General features: G+C 36.2%; 13 protein-coding genes. 2 read left to right on the top strand and 11 right to left on the bottom strand.

The genetic code is table 11. From position 1 onward, the window contains the following. Window position 1: 1 nt before the first annotated feature. The 7 genes from RIV7116_RS21055 to RIV7116_RS21025 all read right to left on the bottom strand — a co-directional run bounded on the left by RIV7116_RS21055 (window position 2) and on the right by RIV7116_RS21025 (window position 11,304). A complete protein-coding gene (locus RIV7116_RS21055) occupies window positions 2-1,114 on the bottom strand; it encodes a DNA alkylation repair protein (protein ID WP_015120338.1) in 1,113 nt (370 codons plus the stop codon). Window positions 1,115-1,185: 71 nt separating this feature from the next. After that, window positions 1,186-1,515 (bottom strand): DUF3082 domain-containing protein, encoded by a 330-nt coding sequence (locus RIV7116_RS21050; RefSeq protein WP_015120337.1) that lies wholly within the window; start codon window positions 1,513-1,515, stop codon window positions 1,186-1,188. An 82-nt stretch (window positions 1,516-1,597) separates the two neighbouring features. Then, window positions 1,598-2,539, bottom strand: coding sequence for a 4-(cytidine 5'-diphospho)-2-C-methyl-D-erythritol kinase (ispE, locus tag RIV7116_RS21045; protein WP_015120336.1), 942 nt, complete (start codon window positions 2,537-2,539; stop codon window positions 1,598-1,600). Then, a complete protein-coding gene (gene rsmA, locus RIV7116_RS21040) occupies window positions 2,532-3,350 on the bottom strand; it encodes a 16S rRNA (adenine(1518)-N(6)/adenine(1519)-N(6))-dimethyltransferase RsmA (RefSeq protein WP_015120335.1) in 819 nt (272 codons plus the stop codon). The genes ispE and rsmA overlap by 8 nt, the downstream gene beginning before the upstream one ends. Window positions 3,351-3,563: 213 nt before the next feature. After that, complete coding sequence (locus tag RIV7116_RS21035; RefSeq protein WP_015120334.1) at window positions 3,564-7,055, bottom strand: PAS domain S-box protein; 3,492 nt, start codon at window positions 7,053-7,055, stop codon at window positions 3,564-3,566. Window positions 7,056-7,526: 471 nt separating this feature from the next. Further along, window positions 7,527-9,428 carry a M48 family metallopeptidase gene (locus RIV7116_RS21030; RefSeq protein WP_044292123.1) on the bottom strand — a complete coding sequence of 634 codons (1,902 nt, stop codon included), beginning with the start codon at window positions 9,426-9,428 and terminating at the stop codon, window positions 7,527-7,529. A gap of 409 nt (window positions 9,429-9,837) precedes the next feature. Next, entirely contained in the window at window positions 9,838-11,304 is a 1,467-nt protein-coding gene (locus RIV7116_RS21025) for a hypothetical protein (RefSeq protein WP_015120332.1), read from the bottom strand. A 214-nt stretch (window positions 11,305-11,518) separates the two neighbouring features. On the opposite strand from RIV7116_RS21025, the gene RIV7116_RS21020 reads away from it, so the two are divergent. Next, window positions 11,519-12,157: a GerMN domain-containing protein gene (locus RIV7116_RS21020; RefSeq protein WP_015120331.1), complete on the top strand. Its 639-nt coding sequence runs from the start codon at window positions 11,519-11,521 to the stop codon at window positions 12,155-12,157. Window positions 12,158-12,342: 185 nt separating this feature from the next. On the opposite strand, the gene RIV7116_RS21015 is transcribed toward RIV7116_RS21020, so the two are convergent. Continuing rightward, window positions 12,343-12,606: a CopG family transcriptional regulator gene (locus RIV7116_RS21015; RefSeq protein ID WP_085977705.1), complete on the bottom strand. Its 264-nt coding sequence runs from the start codon at window positions 12,604-12,606 to the stop codon at window positions 12,343-12,345. Next, complete coding sequence (locus RIV7116_RS21010; protein WP_015120329.1) at window positions 12,600-13,190, bottom strand: ParA family protein; 591 nt, start codon at window positions 13,188-13,190, stop codon at window positions 12,600-12,602. Before RIV7116_RS21010 ends, RIV7116_RS21015 begins: the two co-directional genes overlap by 7 nt. Before the next feature lie 873 nt (window positions 13,191-14,063). Here RIV7116_RS21010 and RIV7116_RS21000 point away from each other — a divergent pair. Next, complete coding sequence (locus tag RIV7116_RS21000) at window positions 14,064-15,719, top strand: MBL fold metallo-hydrolase (protein WP_015120327.1); 1,656 nt, start codon at window positions 14,064-14,066, stop codon at window positions 15,717-15,719. Window positions 15,720-15,736: 17 nt separating this feature from the next. Here the strand turns inward: RIV7116_RS21000 and RIV7116_RS20995 are convergent, their stop codons facing one another. After that, window positions 15,737-16,048, bottom strand: a complete 312-nt coding sequence (locus RIV7116_RS20995; protein WP_015120326.1) for a DUF6679 family protein — start codon at window positions 16,046-16,048, stop codon at window positions 15,737-15,739. 531 nt (window positions 16,049-16,579) lie between these two features. Continuing rightward, window positions 16,580-16,789 (bottom strand): hypothetical protein, encoded by a 210-nt coding sequence (locus RIV7116_RS20990; protein ID WP_044291095.1) that lies wholly within the window; start codon window positions 16,787-16,789, stop codon window positions 16,580-16,582. Between the last annotated feature and the right edge of the window lie 498 nt (window positions 16,790-17,287).

The following is a 17,287-nucleotide window of genomic DNA, read 5'->3' as shown; positions in this document are numbered from 1 at the left end:
TTCAAAGCAATTCAAAATCATATTTACCAACCGAACATCCGTTAACAACAAGTTCAATACTGTGGAATCCGGGATAATAAGTCCGTGTCGATAGCTGTTTAAATTTATGTTTACCAGATAAAGTAATTTTCTCACCAGGTGACAATTCTATTTGTCTGAGCTTAAAAACTTTCTTCGATAACTTACCATTCGCCAATACTCGATGCAGCACGTAATCTACAACAAGATTTACGTTTATAGATTCTTCAGAAATAAGATTACAGGAGAAATTTAATTCATCACCAATTTTCACTACCGAAGGTTGAAATTGAAAGTTTTCAACTCGAATACTATCACCACCAACAAAACCTAAAACAGATAAAGCTTTTTTGTTACCTTGTTTTACCAACGTCCTCAATCCATGTCTTACAGTCCATTGAGCAAGTTCGTTTCTAGCATCCCACCAACTTTGTGCTGTTTCTACTGCTAAATCTGAATTATCTTTCGCAATATCGTTTAAATTATTCGCAACAGAACGACGAACAATTAAATTTGGGTCGTTATATAGATTGTTTAATATACGAATAACAAAAGATGGGTTTTCGATAAATGGTTTTAATTGCATACCCCAAGGTAATCGAGGTCTAGTTCCTTCTGAAGCAAGTCGTCTAACTCGCCAATCTTGATGAGAAGTCCAATTTAGAAGACGTGGCAAAGTTGTATCTGGATGCTTCAAAATAAAAGGACGTATTGCAAATTCCGCACTGAAGTGAAGCGTCATTTTTTCTAGCGAATCAAGTGCAATATCTGGATTATTTAAACCACGAGCAGCAACAAAATCCAAAAAAGGCATAAAACGAAATCCGTAATAACCTTCTAACCCTCCACTTTTATCATCTTCCCCCATCGCTGTAACAAGAATATTTACTCCTTCCTCAAATTCGGAAGGTAAATATGATGTCAGAGCATTACATATTTGTGTCGAACGCTGCTTTAATTCCAAGAAATCAAGGTTTTGATTAGCATCTTGCTCAAAAGCAACTTTGTCAAATGACGGAAAAACTTTTTTTATTCTTTGTGCTAAATCAGCAATCACTTCTTGATTGAAAATCGTTTTTAGCTGACTGTTAGACATCTGGACATTTATGCCTACTTTCTTTATACCTCTTGCTCACTAAGTAAAGTTTTAGGGGAATCAATTACGAATTACGAATTATACTCACCCTTCCCTGTCAACTGTTTAATCACCAACTGTATAGCTAAAGCGAATAAACCAACTCCAACTATTCCAAAAATTCCAGTACCCAGAGCAACTACTCCCACAACTAAAGTTCTCACTGCTGAAGAAATACTTACCACCATGGGATTATCGGAAGTAACAGGTTTATTTGCAAAAGTCGTCGCAATTGAAACCATTAATTTGTACATTGCAAATCCCAATCCTCCACACATCAATGCTCCGGTAATACAACGGGTGGGGGTTGGTTGTTGATTTTCAGTTTGTTCGGTTTGTTTAGTTAAATTTTCTTCTGTCATGATGATTAAGGAGTAATGAGTAGTGAGTAGCGAGAACTATAGTCATGATTAAAAGGGAGTAATGAGTAGTGAGTAGCGAGAACTATCTTACCTGAATCCCATAATTTATCAATTGGGTGACGAAAAGTTCTAAATCATCTGAAGGGATTTCGTTTCTCATATGCAGTTTTACTTCTTCTGCTTTATCTTTAGAATCACACAAAGCAAATACACTTGGACCACTACCGGACATCATTGTTCCTAAAATATCGTATTTGGCAAAACTTTCTTTTAACTGCAATACTTGAGGATATTCTGGTAATACTACTTTCTCTAAATCATTATGCATTTTTTGAGCTACTTCAGAAGCGTTTTGATGCGAAATCGCTTTGACTATTTCTCCTGAATGTACCGCATTTGCACGGGCACTCAAACTTTCTTTATCTGTAACATAGCTATCACTATACAAGGAACGATAGGTTTTATAAGCCCAGGGAGTAGAAACTTCTAGACTGCGATATTTAGCCAATACTATATATGTATTGTGCAAACCCAATAGTGGAGAAAGTATTTCACCTCTACCTGTTGCGATCGCGGTTCCTCCTCCGATACAAAATGGTATATCAGAACCAATTTTCGCGGCTAATTCTTCTAGCTCTAATTTAGTTAATCCCAATTTCCACAATAAATCAATACCAACTAAAACTGCTGCTGCATCTGTCGAACCTCCAGCTAAACCAGCAGCTACGGGGATGTGTTTGTGAAGCGTTATATCTACGCCCCCATAAGTAGCAAAACTATCGGGAAATTCCTGAACCATTAAATCCGCAGCACGATAAACTAAATTACTCCTATCTACAGGAACTTCTTTACTATCACACCTAAACCTAATTAACTGTACGTCATTGGCTTCGATTTCAATTTGGTCTGCGAGTCCTATACTCTGCATTATCATAGCCAACTCATGATACCCATCCGGGCGATCGCCGATGATTTCCAAGTATAAGTTAATTTTGGCTGGAGCAGTTAAGGTATAGCTACGCATCTTGATTTTCTAGTTCATTGGCTAAACTCACCCACTGTTGCACGCTTAATTCTTCAGCGCGAGCTTGGGGGTTAACGCTTAACTTTTCCAATAATTGTGTCAGATTTTCGCGTTCTACTAACGATTGCAAATTATTTCGTAACATTTTGCGTTTAGCGCTAAATCCCTGTTTTACTAAAGTTTCTAATTTCTTGGGGTTGTTCGCTACAACTTCCCTTTCTGTAGGAATTAACCTGATAACAGCAGAATCAACTTTTGGTGGTGGATAAAAAGCCTTTGCGGGAACGGTACAAATTATCTCACAATCTGCTAGGTATTGTACCCTTACCGATAGCGCTCCAAAACTGGTTCTTCCGGGTTTAGCTACAATTCTTTCAGCTACTTCTTTCTGCACTAATAATACTATTGAATCATAAGGCTGAGGATTTGGACTACCAATCTTCCCCAACAACCTTTCAATAATAGGGCCGGTAATATTGTAAGGAATATTCGCTACTACTTTATTTTGATTTTGAAACTTGGAGAAATCTTTAACTAAAACGGATAAATCTACATTTAAAAAATCCTCATTCAACAGCAGAAAATTTTCCTTCTCTCCCAACTTCTGAACTAATAGCTTACATAAATCCCTATCAATCTCCACAGCTAAGACAGAATTTACTTTTTCTAAAAGCTGCCTTGTTAATACTCCTTTTCCGGGACCTATTTCTAAAACTCGGTCGGTCTCTTTTAATTCTGCTGCTGCAATAATGCTATTCAAAGCCTTATCACTCTGTAACCAATGCTGAGCAAATACCCTGCGCGGTTTCATTCTCTCTAACTCCCTTTATTTATAAGTTTTTGATCATCATTAAAAACAATGTTCTTACTTTTACCTTACTTTTTATGCTCGCTTTAACAGTAATGCAGTACTAATAAAATCGCATTTTTGTACTTTTATCCAGTTCTCCGATAACTACTCCCTTATTGTAAATAGTATTAATATACTATCGTGACAGAGGAGGCAAAACACTTACCTTAGTTATTAATTGTTAGTTTGATTAACGGGAATTTCAATGATAAATTCAGTTCCTTCTCCTGGGGTAGATTTATATGATAAATTGCCACCATGTTTATTTACCACAATTTGATAGCTAATTGATAGACCATTACCAGTACCTTTTCCAACTTCTTTTGTGGTGAAAAATGGGTCAAATAGTTTAGATTGAATTTGGGGGGGGATTCCAGAACCGTTATCGTAAATATGAATCGCAATTCGGTTATTGTCGATAAGTTTGGTATGAATTTGGATTTGAGGGGTAGACATAGATTTTTGCGATTCAAGAGCATCAATAGCATTTGCGAGAATGTTCATCAGTACTTGATTTAGCTGAGAGGGGAAACAATCAACTGGGGGAAGAGAGGAGTACTGTTTAGCAATTTGGATTCGGGGGAAGTTGGGTTTTGCTTTGAGACGATTTTGCAGAAGCATCAAGGTAGAATCAATCCCTTTATGAATATCTACAGCTTTGAATTGAGCTTCATCAAGACGGGAGAAGTTACGTAAAGATAAGACAATTTCTCGGATGCGCTGGGTACCTTGTTTCATAGAATTCAACATCTTGAGAAAATCTTCTTTGAGGAATTCTAATTCAACAGCTTCTATTTCTTCTTGGATATCTTCGGGAGGATTAGGATAATGTTGTTGGTAGAGTTCGAGTAATTTGAGTAAATCTTGAGTATATTGAGTCGCGGGAGTTAGGTTTCCGTGGATGAAATTTACGGGATTATTGATTTCGTGAGCGACACCGGCTACCATTTGACCCAAGGAAGACATTTTTTCGCTTTGAATCAGTTGAGTTTGGGTAGTTTTGAGTTCGTGTAGGGTATTTTGCAACTCAATTTCAGCTAATTTACGTTCGGTGATATCTGTAGCTACACCAAGAATTTGCGTTACTAAACCATCTTCGTTGCGATTGAAGACGGTATCTCGACTATAAAGCCAGCGATATTTACCGTCAGCTTGTTTGACTCGGTATTCAGTTTCGTAAATTTCCCCATCTTTAGCGGTAGAGATTTTTTGATTCTGGGAAAAAACTTTTGGTAAATCTTCTGGATGAATAATATTTACAAACAAATTGTTCGCCATCTCTTGGATTTGTTGACGAGAGTAGCCGAGAATTGTAGCGATTTCGTGATTGGTGTAAATATTTTGCTGTTTTTCTAAGTCGTAAATATAAATTGTATTGGGGGAAGAGTCGGTAATTCGCTGAATAAAATGTTGTTTGGCTTGAATTTCTGCTTCAACTTTTTTACGTTCGCTGATATCGCGGACATTCGCCAAGATGATATCTTGAGAATTGAGGGTAACTCTACGTAGAAAGACTTCTACATCAAAGGTAGAATTATCATGGGGTCGTTTTGCTTTCCACTCGAATAATTGACTATCCCCACTCATTACCTTTTCAATAATTTGAGTAAATTGTTCTTTGGGATTATCTGAGCTAGATAAATCTGCAACAATTGACATCTGAGTAACTTGATCGCGATTTACTCCATACATTTGCAGCATTTGCTCGTTGACATCTAAAATATTTCCTTTAAGGTCGTGAATAATTATTGCGTCGTAAACGCTATCTAGTAAAGTTCGGAGATTTTGTTCGGAGGAACGAATAACTTGTTCGGCTTTTTTTAATTCGGTAATTTCAGAAGTTGTTCCTACCAAGCGATAAATTCGACCGTTAACATCTTTGAGAGGATTTAAAGTTGTAAACCACCATCTAGGGTGTTCGCCAAAATTTAAACGCTCTTCATAGGTAATAGGAGCGTTTGATTCTACACAATTTAAATAATTTTGACGTATTTCTTTTCCCTTAACCTCTCCAAAAATTTCTTCAAGAGGTTTATTTTTAATATCTTCGCTCTTCATACCCGTACCGTGTTCGCAAGCCAGATTCCACCCTTGAAGAACAAAGTCATTATCTTCTAAAACATCAACAACAAAGATAACGTGTTCCGAGCCATCATAAGCGTTGCGTAAGAATTGTTCTTTTTCTTGAGATATTTCTTCTGCGATTTTTCTTTCGGTAATATCAATTAAAAAACCGTCACAAAAAATAGAATCGTCCGATTGTTTTTGTAATCGTGAAAATCCCTGTAACCACTTCAATTCCTTAGAAGGAGTAATTATTCGACCTTCATATTCCCACTTGTTCAAGGTTTTAACAGAATTAGCAACAGATTCATCAAAACCAACCACATCATCCGGATGTATCATCTGATTGATAATATCCGGATTTCGTAGAATTTGTTCGGGTTTTACACCAAAAAGGTCGTGACAACCGTCCGAAATGTAAGAAAGACGAACATCGCCGTTAGGATAGATTTGGTATTGGTACAGCATTCCCGGAACATTAGCCGCAAGACGCTTTAACCTTGTTTCCGTTTCCGCTAAAGTAGTAGTCCTTTCCTTTACTCTAAGTTCCAAATCTTGATTTAGTTGTCTTAACTTATATTCGGCTTCATAAGTCGCGATACGCGAAGCGTCAAGCCTCTGGCTTATCGCGCTACCCAAATTCATTGAAAAAGCTTGTAAAATCGATTGTTCAGCTTCCGACCATTGACGTAAAGTTGTATAATCTTCAAAACCGATAAATCCCCACCATTTACCTTTTACTTGAATAGGGATAACAAATATCGAACGACTACCTTGAATTAAAGATTCATCTTCAATCGTGATGATTGACTTACCTTGAGAAAGTTTTTCGTACCAAAAGGGAGAAAAATTATCATAAGAAAGATTTTTAAGTAAAGGATAATTGATTTCCGAATTTATCCCATCATTCACCCATTCCCAACGTTGACTTAAAAATAATTCTTGCGTTAGTTTGTCAGAATAATTTTGAAAAATATATATTCTATCGGTAGCAGTCGCTTTACCAATTTCAGCCAAAGCTGTATTTATAGACTTATCGTAATCTTGAGTAGTTAACAAGCAACTAGTAGCATTCTTCATCCCCTCAAGTAAAGCTTCTCGCTGCTTCAACTTCTCAGTTGCTAATTTACGCTGACTAATATCAATGACACAACCATCCCAAACAATATCACCATTAGCTTGAGCAACTGGTTGAGAAATTCCATAAAACCACTTTGTTCTACCACTTTGAGTAATAATTCGCCATTCCGACTCCCATTTTTGTTGATATTGAGCCGATATTTGAATTGCTTCCTGTAATTTAGCAAAATCATCCTCATGAACCATCTCAAACATTAAATCGGGATTTTGCTTCACCTCTTGGGGTTCCAACTCGTAAAAATCCCGACACCTAGAAGAAATATAGGGGAAAGAAATTTTGCCATCATTACTAAGTTGAAACTTGTAAATCATTCCCGGTACATTGTCAGCCAAAGAATTAAACTCAAGCTCCTGCTGATATAATTTTTCCTCCAAATCAGCAACTCTTTGACGAAGCTTTACCAATTCCCCTTCTAAAGACTCATAAATATTTTTATCAATAGTAATGAGATTGTTTCCCATAGTCTCATCAACCGTCACAGCGGCTTATTTTATATAAAATTTATACTTTCTACCCTTATAGTTCCCAATAACCACTTAGGAAACAACATTTACTTTATCTAATTCTTAAAGACTTAAAATACCTCTAAAACTTTTATTTTTCATCTTCTAGTCTCAAATTAATGCTAAAAAATCTTATTTTTATCTCTTCCTTCTGCCTACTCTGCTTATCTTGGGTTTCTAAAAAATAATAATAATATTACAGGGCTTACGTAAATGTCACAAAACTATAAGCCTTATTACCACGTTCCAATTAACACATATCTTGCACCATTCTCAACAAGCACAAAGAAGCCGGGTTTGTCCGAACTTTAAACATAATTATTTCGTTGAGTGATTTGCAAGATACGAATTAACTTGCTTGTATCACAGCAACGGCAATAAATTACGTTAGTTAGATAAGTCCTATACTAATTTATAAGCTTTTACTTTTTACTTTTTACTTGTCTGGTAAATCAATGCATCCGGCACTTTACTTAATGGTTTCTCAAAATCAGAATGTTCGCCAGTTAAGATTAAGGTAAATAATCTGCCACTAAATTCGATTTTATCCGAAAGTTGCTTGAGCAATTCAGCATTTTTTGTTGGTGTATCAACTTCACCCCAAGAAGCAACTTTTCGCATTACCCCAAGAATATAAAGTGGCTTTTCTGGAAAATGCTCTAACACCTTCTGAACTAAATAAACTTTTTCAATCTCGGAATAACAAGATAGCTGTTGACGTAAACTCTTCAATTGCAATTTTGATAAACCATGAGGCTGATATTTATCTTTTGGTCTAATATATTCGCGTTCCTCTTCCGCTTTCAAAAGTTTATCGTAATGTTTTTCCGCACGCTGTTTATATAAATTTGCAGTATTTATATCATCATGCTTTATAAAAAATGAATAAATTAATTGGCAACCATCAATTACCAATTGTATCTCTTTATCCATTGCCTTTTCAACATATTTGAGACCAGATGTATTTTGCTGATTAAGTAATATTTCTCCCATGAAATAATTGGCTAAAGCATGATTTTCATTGATATCTAAGAAATCCTGTAATAAAGGTAATGTAGAAGACTCATCTTTAAAATTTAAAGTTAATTGAATTCTTTGCCAAGATTCTTCCGCATTTAATTTGTGCTTTTGAGATTTTTTCTCTAACTCATTTAATACAGATAGAGATTCTTGTAATTGAGCGTATTTTTGTCGCCAAGGTGTCGCCATTTGGTCGTACCACACTTGATTAAAATGCTCAATTAGTTTATCTAAACCTGTCCCTAAAACTTCTCTTGCCGCACTAGCTGTTATTGTATTTGGTAAAGGTATTTTTTCCAGATTTTTAGGAAGGCATTGGAAAGCATCTAGCCTATCGCTCAAACATGGATGAGTATCGCTATTATTCGTTTTTTCTGCCAAAGCTTGTTTCAAATATAAGTTACTTTCTGTGGAATCAATTTCTTTGATAAACGCTGCTTTCATTTCTATAAAAACTGATTTAGGTGGCTCAATCTCTGTATTAACTCGTTTGTAAATATTAGAGAAAAAAGAACTTTCTAAAAATCTAGCTTTAATCTCAGCATTAATCAAAGCTTCAGCAGTATTTTTAGTTCCTGCTATTTCTAAAGCACATTTATCGGCTTCGTACTCGTTCATACGAGCAAGTACAAACGAATAAGCATTAAAAAACGGTACATACCATTTCAGAAACTGTTCAAAAATAAACCATGAGGTTTCATTACCACCTTCACCTAACTCCTTAGCAAGTCGATACCATGTTGAGCGTTGACGATAAATCCAAGCACTGAAGCGACTATGATTTCCTGATAAATGACCAAGTTCATGTGCTAGTACCGCACGAAACTGTTCTTTTGTCAGCGCTAACATTAAAGGTAAGCCAATAATCAGGTAATTTTGCTGCCATCCTAATAAACCTAAACGCGGTCTTTGCATCACGGCAGCATTAAAATCATCAGTAATCAAAATAGAATGAAAACACGGTGCTTGTAATTTGGATGATAATTCATCAACAAAAGCATACAAAGAAGGAAAATCTTCGCGTTTCAAATACAAACCTGTAGGTACTGGAAAAGATACCCATAAAATCAGTCCAAATGCTAGCAGAAAAATAGTAACCTGTATTGCTCTAGCATTAAATGACCTACTAGTAAGCATCAACCAAATAATACCCGTTAATAAAGCTAACGTTGCGGCTAGTATTACAAAAATATAGGCATAACCTAGTATTGCTATTAATGCGACGCGCAATTTATACGCGCTTGGCTGCTTGCGGGCAAATACCTCTAATTTCTGAATAAGAATATCAAATTTCTCTTGATTAAAAGCCATTTCCATGCACCAGGAAAGTAAAAATCCAACATAGCTGATGCACTATTATCCTGGCTTGCGTAAAACCTACGAAAAAAGGAATAGAAGAAAAATAATATTAACTAAATAGTTCAAAAAAGTTTATTTTATAGCTTGTAGTCTCAAATTCATACAAAAACTTCTTCTTATTCCATCTTACCTCTGCGTACTCTGTATTTATGCAGTTTATAATTTCAAGAAACAAAACATTAAGGTGTTAACTGTGATAAGAGTTTAATGAATCTGATTAATACTTTTATTGTGTCAACATTATGGTGCGTTAGATGATGTATACAAATTTTTCGTATTAACAGTAAATTGTCGTGCATCTAACACACCCTTGTATATTAAATTATTTACTTTAATTTCTACCCCTAACTCCTAACTCTTCTTAATTCAACAATTCTCCCAAGCGATGCTTAACTAAAATCCCCTTCAAAGACTCATTTTCTGCCTTTAAACTTAAATTCTCAGCTTCCAACTCCTTAATCCTTTCCTTCAAAGCTTCCTTACTAGTTCCATTTCTATGAATAACTACCTCTTGATAAATTTGTAAATTGGTATCCTCATTCATCCAACGCTGATAAGTCTTGGTATGCTCTTGTACCGTATGCCCCATATAATCAGACATTGTCTTAATTGGTACCTGCAACCGATGTCCCCGAATTGCAAAAGCATGACGCAAATCGTAAGGTTTAAAACCGATACCAATATTCCTAAACTTGATATGAATCAACGCCGTTTTATTGCTTAAACTTCCCCCAGCAGATGGTAATTTAATATTCTTCAAGTCAAATAATTCAATCCAATGAGGATACAAAGGAGGAATACCACAACTTCTTTCACCAGTCTTTGTTCCTTCAGTCAAACTCGGATTTAAATAAACTAGATGGAATTTATTATTCCGATCGGTAAAACTCTGTAAATCAATTGCAAACAATTCATGTGGTCTTAAGCCGTAAGTCGCTAACATACCATATAACCACTGCCATTGCTCCGGTTGCATTACCTCCTTACTAGCATGGCTAGATAACGCTTCCCCAATAGCAGAAAAACCACTTACAACGTCTTCATCGCTAGGAATTTTGCGTAAACTTGGTTGCGGTAACGGAGTAGCATAAGAATCAATAATCTTATTACCATCAAACTCGCAAAACTGACAAAATTTTCTTAACTGCCAAGCCAAATAAAATCTAGAATTACTACTCGGTTTAGTATTCTTCAACGCAATTTCTAAAGCATCCTTAGTTAAAGGCTTATCTTGAGGCAACTTCTTTAAATGTCGTAAATAATGACTTTCCCAAGTTTTAATACCCTGCCTATTTTTCTCGTGAGTCTTCCAAAACTCCTGCTGATAATCCTCAATTAATTCCCCAATAGTTTTAACCGAGTTTTCATCTTTATCCGAACTCAACTTCTGAGCCTTTTTACCTAATAACTCAGGAGTCCATTTAAATTGCTTTGTCATCAACAATAAATCCAACTCCCGAGCCTTTGCAACAGCAGCTTTTAAACCTACATCATTAGCCGCAAAACCTAATGAAATGGTATACTGTTTATTAGAACTATTATTCTTACCAATATCTCCAGATTTACAGGGAAAAGTACCTTGCAAAGCGATAGTTTTGCCGTTCGTTAATTTAAGCTTAACTTTTACTCTATCTAAACTTAAAGCCAAATTAGCTTGGCTTACGCTATATTTAATCCGCAAATACTCGCGCTCTAACTTAACAAACTCATCCGATTTAGATACTTTAGCCTTCCACTGCTTCCATTTCCCAGGCTCCCATAGATCTATAGGTATACCTTCCCATTCAGCTTTACGCAGATTATAAGTACTAGATTGATTATTTGGCATAAGCTATTTTCCTATCTTTGAAGCAATTAACTTATCTCCTCATCCCCTACTTATACACTTTTATCTTGTTCTCACCAAACAAAAATCAATCACGATTACCTTTGTCAAATTGCAACTCGCTAACATTAAAAAAATATGGGATATCAGCTATAAATTGATACGGAACATATATAAATAATACTGAGATAAAAAGAAACACTTAGGGTATAACACTATGAACAAAATTATCCGTCAGAATCAAAAATATATTTTCCCTTTGATGTTATCAGCAATGGCGATCGCCGTTAGCAGTTGTGGCTCAAACCCTACAGTTAACAACGTAGAGGAAACACCATCCGACCAATCTCCAGTTGCTAGCAGCCCACTAGCCACGCCTAACACCGTACCACAGACCCCGGAAATAGAAATTAATACGACACCATCACCAACAGCTAAAGCAGCGCCATTCGGAGTAGAAACAACCCCGTCATCAGAAAACCTTAATCAAAATAAAACCGGGAATCTAAAAAATTCTGATATAACCGTATATACCAGCGACTTGCAGTGTCAGAAATTAGTACCTCAAAAAGTATCCGTATCAGCAAACGAACCGATGAAAGATGCAGTTGGTAAAATTATTGCATCCAAAAATACAGCCGATTTGAATATCGCTAACTATCGAGTCAACGTTAACAATGGAACTGCAACAGTAGACTTCCGCGTAGCTCCTGATTCTCCCAGGCAACTAGTTTCTCTTTCCAGTTGCGAGCAATTCACATTATTCCAAAGTATCCAAAAAACCTTGACAAGCAACCCCAAATGGAACGTCAAAAACGTTCGTTTTACTCAATCTGGGGAAGAGATTTATTTATAAGTAGTTAGTAGATACTAGAGTTAATCATTAAAAAGTCCGGTTTGTAACTAAACTCGGACTTTTTATTTTTGCTGTATTGTAGGGTAAGTAACACTTTTATAAATTTTATTGATGATTAGAATACCCATACATACCATCACGCGCAATTCTTATGTATTTAGCAACTAACCACTAACCACTAACAACTAACTCTTCTGTGAAAGCCATTTTTCTAGTAATTCAGTCATAATATCACTCATCTGGCGGTCATCAGTAGCAGCAGCTAACTTCAAACTGCGATGTAATTTCTTAGGCAAATATACAGTAGTCCGAACGTAATCGGGGTCGGTACTTTTACTTTTAAAAGTAACTTTTTCTTCAACTAATTCCTGCGGTTTATCTCGTTTTTGACGAGAACGAGCAGCATCAATTAATTCGTCAAAACGGTTAGTTTTCTTCTTAATCAAGATAAAATCTCCTTACCAACTTCAGCATAATATTTCCATGCAACCTGCGCGTAAGCGTCATTTACAGCATTAACTGGTACCCCTTCTAAAGCTGCTTTTTGAAATACCGCAAGTCGTTTAATTCCTGTTTTAAAAATAGGTAGTTTAGCATTTTTCAAAGCTAATTTAGCCTCTTTACCCGACCTATTTGGGCTAGGAGGAATAATAGTTAATAAAATACGATAATTAGCCTTCAATTTATTAAGTAACTCAACCATCTGCATAGTAGCAGCTAATGCAATTGCATCTGGAGTTGTCGGTACAACTACTAAATCACACCCATTCGCAATGCTTTTAAGCTCGTCAAAACTAGGTTTAGTCGGAGTATCAATTACTATATGCTCGTATAAAGGAGCTAAAGCAACCCCATCATCTTCGCTAGCTACCTTAAATGGTAAACTACCACGATTAGACCAATCTAAAGCACTACGATTCAAGTCTCCGTCTACTAACAACGTATCAGCATTAGTCTGCAAGTACGTAGCAAGGTGTAACGCTGTTATAGATTTACCCACACCCCCTTTAAAAGCCGCTACAGTAATTATCATTTTCCAACATCAAAAGTTATACATGCTCTCAAAATTTTACACCAAAAAGTTTAAACATCTAGATGCAAGAATGTTTGAACATCTGTAAGGCGCTTATAAATTTAAGCTTTCAAACATCTAAATGTTTAAGCATATCAACGCTTGTATGCTTCATAAAATAAACAAGCATAAACTAAATATAAGCTTATAAAAATTAAGTATGTAAATAATCTAATAGCGAAGCATATTTGCAAAGAAAAGCCTTGGTAAAAACTCAGATGCTACTTTGAAATTAAGGGTAAAAGGGAAAAAAGAATAAGACTAAAAACTTAATTGGGATATATAGCAAATCTACCTAGATGTAACAAAAGCAGATAGACACTCCAGATGCAAATGTTCTACAATCTGAGTAATTATAGTAAGTCTACTCATTGCAAAGTAGATAATTATGTGTTAATAAAATTTTTCTGTCATCTACTTGAGAGCAGAAGTATCCTATATAGATAGGAACATATGAAAGTTGAAGGAAAGCAATATGGATGTGAAGCTAATTTTAGTTGTACTTACAATAGTGTTTAGCGTGTCATGCTTAATTTTTGGAACCAAGAATGGTTTTTATGATTCTGAAAACTATCACGGAAATGGTTCCGCTCATTAAAAATGTAGAAGGAGTGCATTTCTGCTTATTCAAGAAATGGATACTTCTGTAAACAGTAGATACAGAGGAATGGAATAGAGATTTAATACATTCCTCTGCTTCCTCTCCTCTTTATTACAGTAATAAGGTTGTGTAGAAAACAAACTCGGCCGAAAAATTTTCTACTTTACCGGATGCGGAATCGGTGTTGGAGCATCTACAAAGATTTTTGTTGAATCTAATATACGGGGGAATATATGAGCGAAGGCTATTCAATAGTCTCTCTTGATGAAGGGGAAAGCCAAAGCGAATTAGAATGCTTACCTTACGGAGTTCATCATGATGGTGAAGGTATTTGTCTATTGCTGCGAATGGGGCCTCATCGGATTATGCTCGATTGCGGCTTACCAGATATTTCACCTTTAGCAAAAAAGTTAAAAAAGTCAGCACGCCCGGATAATACCCCCTTACCAGCAGACATTGTATTAGTAACTCATGCTCATCCAGATCATGCCAGGGGATTGTTGGCACTACACAAAACATTTCCCCTGCTACCAATTTACGCTTCGGTTGTTACCTGTAAGCTATTACCGTTAAATTGGTTGGACAAAAAATCTGAAGAAAATCGCGCACTTTTCCAACCTTTAGAACTGCGTACAACAATAGAGCTAAAAGAAAACCTTACGGTAGAACTGTTTCCTTGCGGACACTTACCGGGTGCAGTCGCCTTTTTACTTACTTATACAACTTCTGAACGTTCTTATAAGTTGCTTTATACAGGAGACTTTTTCCTGTCGAATTCGCGATTAGTAGAAGGTTTTCGTTTAGAAGAATTACGCGGAATTGAATTAGATGTCTTGATAATTGAAGGTAGCTACGGTACTGCTCGTCATCCACATCGGCGCAATCAAGAAAATCAACTTGCAGAAAGAATTAATCGAGCGATCGCAGAAGGTTCTTCAGTATTAATGCCTACTCCAGCATTAGGTTTAGGTCAAGAATTGCTCATGCTTCTTCGCAGCCACCATCATTTTACTGGTAGAGATATAGATATTTGGGTTGATGGAAATGTTGCTGCCGGATGCGACGCTTATTTAGAATTAATGCCCCATTTACCCCCTTCCGTACAGAATTTTGCTCGCCATCAACCATTGTTTTGGGATGAAAGAGTGCGTCCTCGGGTGCGTCGTCTAGAAAATTCTCAAAGGGATAATATCGGTAAATCGCCCTGTATAATTCTTACGGAGTCAACAACTGATTTAAGCAAATATTGCCAGCAACAAAATAGCTCGTGGCTTATTTTACAACCAGAGAAAACAGAAATTAAAGCAGAGCATTATTCCGAATTGGGTACTGTAGAAAGCTATCTCTTAGCACAGCATAGTGACGGCCCAGGTACAACTCAGTTAATACATAACTTAAGACCGCAACATGTTGTTTTCGTTCACGGTTCCGCAGCTTATCTAGCCGATTTAACAGGATTAGAGGAATTGCAGAACCGCTATCACGTACATGCTCCCGAAATAGAAACTTTAGTCCAGCTTCCTATCGGCGATACATTTTTACAACCAGCAGCACCAGATACAAACTACGAAGGAGAATTGACTCAATTAGATACAGCAATTCTAATTACACTTTCCGAGCAAATAAAAAACGACCCCCGCTGGCAGCAATTCGCTGACACGGGATTAATTGAAGCGCGTTGGCAAGGAGAAGAATTAGTATTGCGTGGTTTATCGCCTAGAGAACTACTCAACCAAAATAGCGATCGCAACATTTGGTCATCATTAGATTGCTGTGGAACCTGTAAACATCAAAGAGGACAACGGTGTTGGAATACCGCGTCCCCCTTGTATAACTTTAAAGTGACTTTAGAAGGTTACTGTCCAGCTTTTGAAAGAGAAGAACAATAACTCGAATTCGCCATAGCTTACTCTGGATTAGAATCAGTAGACGGATTACGAATACGTTCTGATTCCGGACAATCTTCCGTTAATAGAGGTTCAACATTACCTCGTGGAACCGAAGCAAGCTTTTGAGTTACTGCGCCAATACTTTCAAGTCGAACCATCTCCTCCCAAGAACAAATTTCATCATCTTCTTCTGTTTCATAGCGCAGGGTGACTAAATCTCCCTCAATATCTATAATGCGGGCGCGTTCGATCCAGCGTTGCTGGTCCCGCAAGAAAATACATATTTCCCGCGCATCACAGCATAGTTGATAAATCTTACGGTGTAGCATTCGCGTGCTTCTACCTTTTTCTCAACGTACTCAAAATCTGTAAAAACTTGGGATAAACCCTATAAAAGATAACACCCATGATCGTTGTGCGGTGTTTGAACCCAAACCGGCATAATGGCGGTAAATTTTGGGTTTAATAGAATTATATTGCTTGCCGCACCAAAAAAATAAAATTCTGAATTAATTATTCAAGGAATATTTGCTTCATAGAAGTGAAATAGCTTGGGTTTCTCGCCGACCAGGTAAAATTTTGCTGGTACATCATTTCTACCATTATGAATTAAATGATACTCCAAAGCAAGTGAATATCGAGGTTGTTTATTTTGCCTACTTATAATCATTGGGGTTGGTAGTCAGGGGTGATTATGCAATTATTCATCCCTATGCTATCGATCTTAACTCATTCTCTGGCTAACCTTCACCCAAAGATTGAAAAATTACATCAACTTTTTGGATCGGCAAAATGGTTTAGAGCAAAATAATGGTTGACTAAGCTACAACTCTTGTCCCTTCTTCCTTGCTGTTGTGCAGTTATTTTTTTTGAGCGAGAAACTCCATAGAAATTTCCGAAGACGCTTCTCTTTTAATTAGCCCCTGACGAACAGCGTCGCACAATCGCGTCAATGCAGCAGTATCTTCATTTCGGAATATTCTGTTAGCAAGCATCTGATGCAGCAAGCCTTCCGACTCAACGCTCAAATATCCGGTTTGAAAAGCAGATTCAACAAGTGCGCGAATCATCATTGATTAAAGCCAAGTTAGCATTTCGTTATTTTTCATCATGAAACAACTACGTTTTTTATTAAGTGAATATAATCACTAAAAATTTGTGATTTTAATCACAGCCTGCACAAAAGTTTTAATAGCTGAATTACCTTAAACCCCTACTATAAAAGGAATAACGATTTATATATTTTTCTATAAATAAGTTTAAAAAATAAATTTATTGTCGTTTTAGATACAAGTATGAAGATAATATGAATATATTATAAAGTATTTTATACGACAAAAAATAAATAACTACTCATGAAACCCACATTCCGCACCCACAGATCCAAAAATGGGTTAGCACTCATTATTAGTACATAAAAACTATAGTTGTTTTTGATTTAATTAGATATAAATGATAATAATTATTATTAAGTATAGTAATTATGTATCAAAAAATTAGAAAGGGTAGGTTGTGTTTTAGAAGACAGGTTTTGTTTATTTTAGAACCGCTTTTTATGAGTTTTCAGA

This window comes from Rivularia sp. PCC 7116, from assembly GCF_000316665.1.
Lineage (GTDB): Bacteria > Cyanobacteriota > Cyanobacteriia > Cyanobacteriales > Nostocaceae > Rivularia.
The sequence above is the reverse complement of the archived record's forward strand: the minus strand, read 5'-3'. Positions and strand labels throughout refer to the sequence as shown.

What these genes read in the sequence shown, in the direction of transcription:
- RIV7116_RS21020 (WP_015120331.1), top strand. Translation starts at nt 11,519, where the DNA reads ATGAACAAAATTATCCGTCAGAATCAAAAATATATTTTCCCTTTGATG.
- RIV7116_RS21035 (WP_015120334.1), bottom strand. Translation starts at nt 7,055, where the DNA reads ATGGGAAACAATCTCATTACTATTGATAAAAATATTTATGAGTCTTTA.
- rsmA (WP_015120335.1), bottom strand. Translation starts at nt 3,350, where the DNA reads ATGAAACCGCGCAGGGTATTTGCTCAGCATTGGTTACAGAGTGATAAG.
- RIV7116_RS21055 (WP_015120338.1), bottom strand. Translation starts at nt 1,114, where the DNA reads ATGTCTAACAGTCAGCTAAAAACGATTTTCAATCAAGAAGTGATTGCT.
- RIV7116_RS21025 (WP_015120332.1), bottom strand. Translation starts at nt 11,304, where the DNA reads ATGCCAAATAATCAATCTAGTACTTATAATCTGCGTAAAGCTGAATGG.
- RIV7116_RS21000 (WP_015120327.1), top strand. Translation starts at nt 14,064, where the DNA reads ATGAGCGAAGGCTATTCAATAGTCTCTCTTGATGAAGGGGAAAGCCAA.
- RIV7116_RS20990 (WP_044291095.1), bottom strand. Translation starts at nt 16,789, where the DNA reads ATGATTCGCGCACTTGTTGAATCTGCTTTTCAAACCGGATATTTGAGC.
- RIV7116_RS21010 (WP_015120329.1), bottom strand. Translation starts at nt 13,190, where the DNA reads ATGATAATTACTGTAGCGGCTTTTAAAGGGGGTGTGGGTAAATCTATA.
- RIV7116_RS21050 (WP_015120337.1), bottom strand. Translation starts at nt 1,515, where the DNA reads ATGACAGAAGAAAATTTAACTAAACAAACCGAACAAACTGAAAATCAA.
- RIV7116_RS20995 (WP_015120326.1), bottom strand. Translation starts at nt 16,048, where the DNA reads ATGCTACACCGTAAGATTTATCAACTATGCTGTGATGCGCGGGAAATA.
- ispE (WP_015120336.1), bottom strand. Translation starts at nt 2,539, where the DNA reads ATGCGTAGCTATACCTTAACTGCTCCAGCCAAAATTAACTTATACTTG.
- RIV7116_RS21030 (WP_044292123.1), bottom strand. Translation starts at nt 9,428, where the DNA reads ATGGCTTTTAATCAAGAGAAATTTGATATTCTTATTCAGAAATTAGAG.